A 10,008-nucleotide genomic window follows, 5' to 3' on the forward strand; every position below is an offset into this window, starting at 1 on the left:
TCTGCGATTGTCTTTTTCGTTTCTCATAAAAGTCCGCAATATGATAGGGCTTGGTATGACTGACCGAAGCAATGTTGTGAATGGTCTTGAAGAGAATTTTTCTGGCATGAGGATTGCCCCGTTTGGTGATGTGTTCTTAAGCCAGAAAGTTTCCAGATTCGTAGTGTCTGAGATCAATTCCAATAAAGGCGTTGATTTGATTGGCAGACTGAAAACGGCGAATATCTCCTAATTCGCTTATGATAGAGGTGGCTGTTGTTTCAGCGATACCAGAGATGGAGAGAACGAATCTCATCCTCTCTCAATCTTAGCTTTTCATTACCCCACTACAGTTGACAAAGAGCCACTTTTTTCTATCATTCTCCAAAAACACTTTGAATATCCTCATCCGTTATTCCAATCATAGGGTTGATTTTCAAGAAATTTTCCTCAGTCAAGATATATTTTTCCACAGTTGTTTCCAAATTATTCACAGAAGTGTGTATAACTTTTTCATCAGTTAGGAGGTCTGAAAAGCGTTGGATTAGATAGGTATTGCGAGCTGTGCCAGTGTTTTTGACAGCAAAGTCAAAGGCAGACTTTTCCCCAAGAAGAATCAATTTGCTCTTGGCACGGGTGATAGCAGTATAGATAAGATTGCGTTGCAGCATACGGTGGCTGCTGGATGTAATCGGTAAAATGATTACAGGAAATTCACTACCCTGAGATTTGTGGATACTCATAGCGTATGCCAGACGAATTTTATACCATTCACTGCGTTGATAAACAATCTCATTGCTGTCAAAGTTGATAGTCAACTCGTCCTGTTTTGAATCAGTATATTTGGCTGGCAGCAAATCAGTGATATAACCCAAATCGCCGTTAAAGACATTACTTTCCGCATCATTGACCAGATGAATCACCTTGTCGCCTTGTCGGTATTGGCAATCCGTTGCTTCAAAGACGAGTTGTTCTTTTTCGGCAGGGTTGATTAGATTTTGCATGAGTTGATTGATGTGGTCAATCCCAGCCTGTCCGCGGTACATAGGCGCAAGTACCTGCACATCTTGAGCTGGAATGCCACTGCGGATAGCAGCTTCTACAATACGTTCAATCATCTGCAGAATATGTTCACTACGCGCTTCAAAATAAGAACGGTCAGCCTTTTTTTCTATAAAATCAGGTGGCAGAATGCCTTTTTGAATCTGGCTGGCTAAGTTGACGATAGTGGAGTCTTTGCTTTGTCGATAAATTTTTTCTAATTTGGTCTGTGGAAGAAGAGGGATTTTCAGTAAATCTGCCAGCACTTGTCCGGGGCTGACAGAAGGCAGCTGATCAGCATCTCCGACAATGAGAAGTTTGCTGTTGGAAGAGATATTGCTGAGGAGTTGATTGGCTAACCAAGTATCTACCATTGAAAATTCGTCGACAATAATAAAGTCTGCGTCCAAATAATCGTCTAAATGGCTGGTGTCGTCGTCTCCTGTCATGCCTAAATGCCGATGAATCGTTGCGCTTGGAAGCCCTGTTAATTCATTCATGCGTCTGGCAGCACGCCCAGTTGGAGCGGCTAGAAGAATAGGCAAATCTTGAGATTTGCGCAAATCCAACCCATGCAGCAGAGCATAAACAGCAATGATTCCATTGATGACGGTCGTTTTTCCTGTTCCGGGACCACCCGTTAGGATGAAAATTTTGTGATTGATAGCGTCACAAATTGCTTGTTTTTGAGTCACATCATAGGAAATGGCAAACTCATTTTCGATTTGAGTAATAGCAGCTTCGATTTTTTCCGGTTCAAATTTGTTTTGCTTCCCTTTTTCTAAAATGCGCAAGAGATTGCTACGAATCCCTTCTTCGGCAAAAAAGAGACTGTTTTCAAAAATCTTTGTATCAACATTTTGAACTTTATCTTCTTCAATCAAATATGCCAGCTCATCCGCAACAGAACTTGGGTCTAACTCAATCTGACGGGAACTTTCGAGGAGCTCAATCGTATGTTCTAGAAGTTCTTTGGCTTCAAGATAAGTGTCGCCTTTTTCCATAGACTGGGTTAGGAGCGTGTGAAGCAACCCAGCACGAAAACGCTCTGGAGCAGTACTTTCAATTCCTAAGCTTTGCGCCAGTTGGTCGGCAATTTTAAATCCTATTCCTTGAATATCTTCCACTAACTGATAAGGATAGTGTTCGACAATTTCGAGAGTCTCTTCTTTGTAAAAATCTTGAATCTGAAAGGCAAGCTTGTTCGGGATACCGTATTCAGATAGCTTGGCAAGAATTCTCTCGGTGCCGTAATTTTGTCTTAGTTTTGTGAGAAAGGCTTCACGGTTTTTAGCAGAAAGACCTGCAATATTCTTTAATTTTTCTGGCTCTGCTAAGACTTTATCAATCGCGTTGTCGCCATAGAGATCCACGATTTTTTGCGCTGTTTTTACACCAATCCCTTTAAAATGGTCGCTTGAAAAATATTTGACTAAGCCTTTGCTGGTTGGCTTTGCACGCTCATAGCGTGTTATTTTGAGTTGTTCACCATATTTAGGGTGTTGCACGAGATTTCCCCAAAAAGTGTAGTCTTCGCCCTCCATAATATCCGCCATGGTGCCCGTGACAATAATCTCAAAATCATCAAAATCTGCATCGGTGTCGTTAATATCTAACAGCAGAATCCGAAAGAAACTGCTGGGATTTTCAAAAATAATGCGTTCAATGGTGCCTGAAAAGTAAAATTCCATCATCTTCCTGTATCAATGTTAAAAGAATGGGAGTGGGGCAGAACTAAAAATTGAAAATTTTTAGTTCGTAGTCCCACCCCCGCAAGGGTGCTTAAACAGTTATCAAGCTGTTTAAGGTTGCAGATGAAGAAAACGAAGTTTTCGTCAAAGATGCTCTTCCGAGCTTGAAAAGCGAACAGCTTTGATACTTGCTTCGCAAGTTTTATCTGCCACCTCAAAGCAGTGCTTTGAGCAATCACGGTGGCTTGCCATGCAAGGCTGATTTCCCGCCTTCAACAATTCACTAAATTGTTGAAGCTGCGTTATTCGTTTATTCCTAAATCTGATAGAAGCTGGAATACTTTTTGCCCAGCTCCAACGAATTAAAATAGACTTGTTTGGGATTAGAAAGTGCCGATTCTATTCAAAGGCCAGAAACGGAGTTTTGCTTCGCCCTGCAATTGATTGGCTTTAAATGTTCCCACCTGACGGCTGTCTTTTGAGACAAGACGGTCATCTCCTAAAAGCAGGTATTCGTCTTTTGGAACTTCAATGGTAAAGCTAGTGTTCCCATTTGCATCCTGCGTAAAGGCTTGAGCTTTATCTGCTAAAGACTGAAAGAAACTGTTATAGGAATAGGTTGCCTGCAATTTATCATCTTTAAACTTCGCGAGGTAATTTTTAAGATAAGGTTCGTTGGCCTTTTTGCCATTTACATATAGTTGGTCGTTTTCGTAGCGGATAGTGTCTCCAGGAAGACCGATCACCCGCTTGACAATTTGCTTGGTTTTTCCATCTTCGTCTTTTTCACTTGCAACGACAATATCAAAGCGATTGACAGGCAAGTGTTTGACAACAAATAGATATTCTCCATTAGCTAAGGTTGGATCCATTGAATGCCCGTCTACCTTGACAGGAACCCAAAGAAAGGCGCGTGATAAGAAAAGAACGGCCATGAAGAGGATAAACAATCCCCATTCTTTCATAAATTTTGAAAAAGTAGTTGATTTTGTTTGCATAACTTACCTTTCTAGAAGTTTCTTCGCTTTTTCAGTATTTTTAAAATGCAGTTTTGCACTCGCTTCTAAGCCTTTTATGCCGTAGGCTTGAAGAAGCTGACTTGCGATTTTATCGGACTTTGCTCCTGCTCCACTGGGCAATTCATAGCCGAGCTCTTGACTTAAATTTTCAAGATTTTCTAAAAATAAGTCGCGTGCAATCATGGAGCTGACTGCTACGGCTAAGTATTTTCCTTCCGCTTTTTCCTCTAAAGTGAGAGGATTTGAGAAATGATTGCGTTCCTGTTTGACGTATTTCTGATAATTTTTGTCACTTGTGAAGGCATCAATAACAATTTTTTCAGGCTGCACTCCCGTTTGCAAGAGCAGATAAATGGCTTGATTGTGAAGAGCAACCTTGACAGACACCGCATTGTAGCCAGAAGCAATGACTTCGTTGTATTTTTGGGGGGACAATAGCAGAGCTTGGTGCTGAATCTTTTCCTTTAACAAAGGAACGATTTGCCTGATTTTCTGGTCTGTTAGGCTTTTAGAGTCATCAACTCCCAGCTTTCGTAGAAACCTATGCTGTTCTGTTGTGACAAAAGATGCCACAACAGCAAGTCCGCCGAAATAAGAACCGTTGCCGACTTCATCTGTCCCGATAAGAGGACAATTTTGCTGAGGAGCTGTCGTTTCTTCTCTGGAAGACTGATAGCCAAAAAATTGTGCTGCCTGCTCTGCGTTTTCTCCTTGGAAGAGGACTTTTCCTGAAGTGTAGATGGAGGCAGTTGCCTTATCAAGCTTAAAAAGGTAACGAATATAAGGATTTTTACTAGAAACAAGCTGTGCCTGGTAGTGGGCAACAAAATCTTGAATTTGTTTCTCACTGGGTTGTAAGGTAATACTTTCCATATTGCTATTGTACCATAAAAGTTATAAATTTCTTTAAAAACTGACAAAATCGCTTCCTTTTGGTATAATATTTTGAGGTGATTTTATGGCAAACTTAAATCGATACAAATTTACTTTCGGAAAGAAGAGTGTAACCTTAACAACAGAACACGATAATTTATTCATGGAAGAAGTTGAAAAGGTTGCAACAGAAAAATATCACGCAATTAAAGAGAAGATGCCTGCGGCAGATGATGAAACATTAGCTATTTTGCTGGCAGTCAATAGTTTAGCGACGCAATTGTCACGTGAGATTGAGTTCGATGACAAGGAGCAAGAGCTGGAAGAACTTCGTAAAAAAGTGTTAGAAGCCAACAAGCAAAAGGTTAGTGAGCAAGAGGGGACCCTATGATTTCATTGGTAATTTTGCTGATTTTGGCTTGGAGTTTTTACATTGGCTATTCGCGTGGGATTGTTTTGCAGGCTTATTATACTGTTTCGGCGGTTATTTCAACAATTATTGCAGGGCAACTGTACCAATCTCTAGGTGAACAAATCAATCTTTTAGTTCCCTACGCTAGTGCACAGGAAGGAACATTTACCTATTTCTTTCCCAGCAGCCAATTGTTCCAGTTGGACAAGGTTTTTTATGCCGGTCTGGCTTATCTAGTCATTTACACGATTGTTTATAGCATAGCCCGTTTTATTGGGATTTTTATTCACTTAGTGCCAAACAAGAAAGCCAATGAGCGTTGGTACAATGTTGCTAGTGGTGCTTTAGCTGTTTGCGTCACTTTATTTGGAATTCAAATGCTGCTGACCGTTTTAGCAACGATTCCCTTACCACTTGTTCAAAATCATCTCAATGCCAGTGGTTTAGCTCGATTTATCATCAGTCACACACCAATTACTTCAGGAATGTTGAAACAACTCTGGGTGACCAAAATCATCGGATAAATACAAAGACTCAGTTGGTGGTGCTAGCTGAGTTTCTTTTTCATCAGGAAAGATAAGAATATGAATAGAAAAATTTTAGAAACGTTAGAATTTTGGAAAATCAAGGCGCTCTTTGAACCCTATCTTCTGACAGAACAAGGGTGCTTGGAGCTGCAGCAGCTGTTCCCGTCCAATAAACAAGAAAGGCTGGAAACAGCATTTTTAGAAATGACGGACATGCAGCAGATTTTTGTACAGCGTCCTCACTTCAGTCTGGCTGCGACCCAAGACATTACGGGCTTGACCAAGCGCTTGGAGCTGGAAGGCAACTTAAACATTGAAGAATTTCTCGCTCTGAAGCGGGTTTTGGCTGTCACGCAAGAATTGACTGATTTTTATGAGGATTTGGAAAATGTTGAGTTGCAAAGATTGAATCGGCTTTTTGAAAATTTGGTTTCTTTTCCGAGCTTGCAAGGAGCGTTGCAGGCTATCAATGAGGGCGGATTTGTTGAAAGTTTTGCGAGTGACAATTTAGCTCGCATTCGCCGGAAAATTCAAGAAAATGAAGTTCAAGTGAGAGATATTTTGCAAGATATCCTCAAAACCAAGGGCGATATGCTAGCAGATCAAGTAGTAGCCAGTCGAAACGGTCGCAATGTTTTGCCGGTCAAAAATACATTCCGCCATCGTATCTCAGGCGTGGTGCATGATATTTCTGCTAGTGGAAACACGGTGTATATCGAGCCGCGGGCGGTGGTCAATCTCAATGAAGAAATCACCAATGCACGGGCAGACGAGCGCTATGAAATTTTGCGGATTTTACAAGAGTTGTCTGACCGCATACGTCCTCATATTGCTGAAATTGCTAATAATGCTTGGATTATTGGACATCTGGACTTTGTTCGAGCTAAGGTGCGCTTTATGCAGGAGAGAGGAGCGGTAGTACCCAAGCTGTCTGACCGTCAGGATATTCGACTGCTCCATGTTGCTCATCCTCTGATAGAAAATGCAGTGGCTAATGATTTGTACTTTGCATCGGATTTAACGGAAATCGTCATTACTGGTCCCAATACAGGCGGAAAGACCATTATGCTCAAAACCCTAGGCTTGGCTCAGCTTATGGCACAGTCTGGCCTGCCTATTTGGCAGATGAAGGGAGTCGAGTGGGGATTTTTGACCAAATCTTTGCGGACATTGGAGACGAGCAGTCTATTGAGCAGAGTTTGTCGACTTTCTCCAGCCATATGACGAACATTGTCTCTATTTTAGAGCAGGCTGATGAGAATGCCTTGGTGCTTTTGGATGAGCTTGGAGCTGGAACCGACCCGCAGGAGGGTGCAGCTCTTGCTATGGCAATTCTTGAAGACTTGCGACTGCGACAGGTCAAGACAATGGCAACGACCCACTATCCAGAGCTTAAGGTCTATGGGATTGAGACTGAGGGAGTGCAAAATGCCAGCATGGAGTTTGATACAGAAAGCCTAAGGCCAACTTATCGTTTTATGCAGGGAGTGCCGGGTCGCTCCAATGCTTTTGAGATTGCAAGGCGTTTAGGTCTGTCTGATAGAGTGGTCAAGGATGCTCAAGAATTGACTGACACGGACAGCGATGTCAATCGCGTTATTGAGCGCTTGGAAGAGCAGACCTTGGAAAGCCGCAAGCGGTTGGATAATATCCGAGAAGTGGAGCAAGAAAATCTCAAATTTAACCGTGCTCTTAAAAAGCTCTACAATGAGTTCAATCGGGAAAAAGAAACTGAGCTAAATAAGGCAAGGCTGGAAGCGCAGGAAATCATTGATGTGGCGCTGACCGAGAGTGATATGATTCTCAAAAATCTACATGCTAAATCCAGTCTCAAACCGCACGAAATTATTGAAGCCAAAAGCCAGCTGAAAAAATTAGCTCCGGAAACGGTGGACTTGTCACAGAATAAAGTGTTAAAACAAGCCAAAAAAGCACGGAAACCAAAAGTGGGAGACGATATTCTGGTGATTAGCTACGGTCAGAGAGGCACGCTTGTCAATCAGCTCAAAGACGGTCGCTGGGAAGCACAGGTGGGACTCATCAAGATGACCTTGGAGGAAGCAGAGTTTAACCTGCTCAAAGCTGAAAAAGAACAGCCTAAGCGCAAGCAGGTCAATGTGGTGAAACGAACAACCACAAGCGGACCAAGAGCTCGACTGGATTTGCGAGGAAAACGTTATGAAGAAGCCATGCAAGAGCTGGATACCTTTATCGACCAAGCCTTGCTCAACAATATGGCACAGGTGGATATTATTCACGGGATCGGGACGGGCGTCATTCGCGAAGGCGTCACCAAATATCTCCGTCGCAATAAGCATGTCAAGAGTTTTGGCTATGCACCGCAAAATGCTGGGGGTAGCGGAGCAACTATTGTGGTGTTTAAGTAATGCAGAGTTGGTGAACAAAACTGTTCATGATAAAGAAGAAAGATTGAAAAGAGGAAATATTTATGAGACAAAAAGGAATACAAGATTCTTGTACAACGATTCTGGTTGGGAAAAAAGCGAGTTATGACGGTTCAACTATGATTGCACGTACAGAAGATTCACAAAATGGTGTATTTACGCCCAAGAAATTTATTGTTGTTAACCCAGAAGATCAGCCGCGGCATTACAAGTCTGTACTATCAAGCTTTGAGATAGATTTGCCGGACAATCCAGTTCGCTACACCAGTGTACCGGACGCTCTTGCAAAAGACGGGATTTGGGGTGAAGCTGGTATCAATGTTTACAATGTAGCCATGAGCGAGACAGAGACGATTACCACGAATAGCCGAGTGCTGGGAGCAGATCCTTTGGTGGTGACTGGTATCGGAGAAGAAGACATGCTGACCTTGGTGTTGCCTTATATCAAAACGGCGCGTGAGGGTGTGTTGCGTTTAGGGAAGATTCTTGAAGAATACGGCACCTATGAGTCAAACGGGATTGCCTTTTCTGACGTGAATGAAATCTGGTGGTTGGAGACAATCGGTGGACATCATTGGCTAGCTCGCCGGGTGCCCGATGACGCCTATGTAACCAATCCGAATCAGCTGGGAATGGATTATTTTGAGTTTGACAATCCCGAATATTTCCTCTGTGATCCTGATTTGAAAGACTTTATTCGTCGCAATAATTTGAATCTCAACTATGACGGGGAATCTTTCAATCCGCGCTATGCTTTTGGTAGCCAGCGTGACAAAGACCGCCATTACAATACACCGCGTGCTTGGGATATTCAGCGTTTTCTCAATCCAGAAATTGAGCAAGACCCGCGCTCCTTTTTCCTTCCTTGGTGTCAAAAACCCTACCGTAAAATCACGATTGAAGATGTCAAGTATGTCCTTAGCAGCCACTACCAAGACTCTCCTTATGACCCTTATGGCTTAGAAGGCAGTCATCACAGTCAGCGGACCTTCCGCACGATTGGGATTAACCGCACAAGTCAAACATCTATCTTGCAGTTGAGACCCAATAAACCACAGGAAACGACGGGCATCCAATGGTTGTCCTATGGCTCTATGCCTTACAATACAGCCGTGCCTTTCTTTACCCAAGTCTCTACAACACCAGCCTACTTTGCCAACACGACGGACAAGGTTTCGACGGATTCCTTCTACTGGACCAATCGCTTAATTGCAGCTTTGGCTGACGCGCATTTTTCTAGTCATCTGGGAGATTTGGATGATTACCAAGAAACGACCATGGCTTTGGGACATGAAATGCTAGGGCGCGTGGATTGTGCCTTGGAAAAAGGAGAAATAGTTGACTTCGAAGCAGAAAATCAAGCCCTAAGCGATAAAATTCAAGAAGCAACGGGCCAACTTCTGAATAAAATCCTGCTAGACGCCAGCAATCTGATGACCAATCATTTTTCTTTGAGCGACTAACTCCGTAGCACATTCTGCCCCTACAAATGCTTCGTCTCAAGTAATTGCTAACGAATAGAAGTTCGTTTTTGGAAAATTATTGAATACTAATCTGCGGAGGAGTTTTTCGCTCCGTAGCAAATATTTTGCAAATGCTTCCTTTTAGTGTAGAATGATGTCAAGAAATGAAATAGAGCGATGACATTGGTCATCGTCAGAGGAGAACAATATGGTAGCAGCAGTTACAGATGCAAATTTTGCAGAAGAAACAAAAGACGGACTTGTCCTCATTGACTTTTGGGCAGCATGGTGTGGTCCTTGCCGCATGCAGGCACCGATTTTGGAAAAATTAGCCGAAGAAGTGCATGAAGACGAATTGAAAATCTTCAAAATGGACGTGGACGCCAACCCAAATACACCAAGTGAATTTGGAATCATGTCAATCCCGACCCTCATCTTCAAAAAAGATGGGCAAGTGGTGAAGCAAGTTGTCGGTGTTCATACCAAAGAACAATTAAAAGCTATTGTAGCCGAATTGAGCTAAAAGAGAACGAGGCTGGGACAAAAGTCCGACCTCAAATATACAAAGCGAACAAAACTAGTTTTCTGGTAATCAGAA

7 protein-coding genes and 2 pseudogenes are annotated in these 10,008 nt (G+C 42.5%); 5 read left to right on the forward strand and 4 right to left on the reverse strand.

The window, feature by feature from the left end; genetic code table 11:
* From HMPREF2887_RS10140 to rnhC, 4 genes and pseudogenes are all read right to left on the reverse strand, one after another.
* A pseudogene (locus tag HMPREF2887_RS10140) lies at positions 1 to 286 on the reverse strand (transposase); the annotation flags it as partial.
* Between the two features lie 70 nt (positions 287 to 356).
* Positions 357 to 2,711: an SF1B family DNA helicase RecD2 gene (locus tag HMPREF2887_RS06785; protein WP_057489824.1), complete on the reverse strand. Its 2,355-nt coding sequence runs from the start codon at positions 2,709 to 2,711 to the stop codon at positions 357 to 359.
* 383 nt (positions 2,712 to 3,094) lie between these two features.
* Positions 3,095 to 3,709, reverse strand: coding sequence for a signal peptidase I (gene lepB / locus HMPREF2887_RS06790; protein ID WP_021002137.1), 615 nt, complete (start codon positions 3,707 to 3,709; stop codon positions 3,095 to 3,097).
* A 3-nt stretch (positions 3,710 to 3,712) separates the two neighbouring features.
* A complete protein-coding gene (gene rnhC / locus HMPREF2887_RS06795) occupies positions 3,713 to 4,603 on the reverse strand; it encodes a ribonuclease HIII (protein WP_021002136.1) in 891 nt (296 codons plus the stop codon).
* An 85-nt stretch (positions 4,604 to 4,688) separates the two neighbouring features.
* Between rnhC and HMPREF2887_RS06800 the strand changes: the two genes are divergently transcribed.
* From HMPREF2887_RS06800 to trxA, 5 genes and pseudogenes are all read left to right on the forward strand, one after another.
* Complete coding sequence (locus HMPREF2887_RS06800; RefSeq protein ID WP_003026418.1) at positions 4,689 to 4,994, forward strand: hypothetical protein; 306 nt, start codon at positions 4,689 to 4,691, stop codon at positions 4,992 to 4,994.
* Positions 4,991 to 5,539, forward strand: a complete 549-nt coding sequence (locus HMPREF2887_RS06805; protein WP_021002135.1) for a CvpA family protein — start codon at positions 4,991 to 4,993, stop codon at positions 5,537 to 5,539. The genes HMPREF2887_RS06800 and HMPREF2887_RS06805 overlap by 4 nt, the downstream gene beginning before the upstream one ends.
* A 60-nt stretch (positions 5,540 to 5,599) precedes the next feature.
* Positions 5,600 to 7,929: pseudogene (locus tag HMPREF2887_RS06810) on the forward strand (endonuclease MutS2).
* A 62-nt stretch (positions 7,930 to 7,991) separates the two neighbouring features.
* Entirely contained in the window at positions 7,992 to 9,410 is a 1,419-nt protein-coding gene (locus tag HMPREF2887_RS06815; RefSeq protein WP_021002133.1) for a C69 family dipeptidase, read from the forward strand.
* 208 nt (positions 9,411 to 9,618) lie between these two features.
* The gene (gene trxA / locus HMPREF2887_RS06820) at positions 9,619 to 9,933 is read left to right on the forward strand and encodes a thioredoxin (RefSeq protein ID WP_003026409.1); all 315 of its coding nucleotides are present in this window, start codon (positions 9,619 to 9,621) and stop codon (positions 9,931 to 9,933) included.
* Positions 9,934 to 10,008: the final 75 nt, after the last annotated feature.

Source organism: Streptococcus sp. HMSC071H03 (genome assembly GCF_001813035.1).
GTDB classification, from domain to species: domain Bacteria; phylum Bacillota; class Bacilli; order Lactobacillales; family Streptococcaceae; genus Streptococcus; species Streptococcus anginosus.

Bases quoted from the DNA above. Each gene is read 5' to 3' on its own strand.
- HMPREF2887_RS06785 (WP_057489824.1), bottom strand. From the start codon at position 2,711: ATGGAATTTTACTTTTCAGGCACCATTGAACGCATTATTTTTGAAAAT.
- lepB (WP_021002137.1), bottom strand. From the start codon at position 3,709: ATGCAAACAAAATCAACTACTTTTTCAAAATTTATGAAAGAATGGGGA.
- rnhC (WP_021002136.1), bottom strand. From the start codon at position 4,603: ATGGAAAGTATTACCTTACAACCCAGTGAGAAACAAATTCAAGATTTT.
- HMPREF2887_RS06800 (WP_003026418.1), top strand. From the start codon at position 4,689: ATGGCAAACTTAAATCGATACAAATTTACTTTCGGAAAGAAGAGTGTA.
- HMPREF2887_RS06805 (WP_021002135.1), top strand. From the start codon at position 4,991: ATGATTTCATTGGTAATTTTGCTGATTTTGGCTTGGAGTTTTTACATT.
- HMPREF2887_RS06815 (WP_021002133.1), top strand. From the start codon at position 7,992: ATGAGACAAAAAGGAATACAAGATTCTTGTACAACGATTCTGGTTGGG.
- trxA (WP_003026409.1), top strand. From the start codon at position 9,619: ATGGTAGCAGCAGTTACAGATGCAAATTTTGCAGAAGAAACAAAAGAC.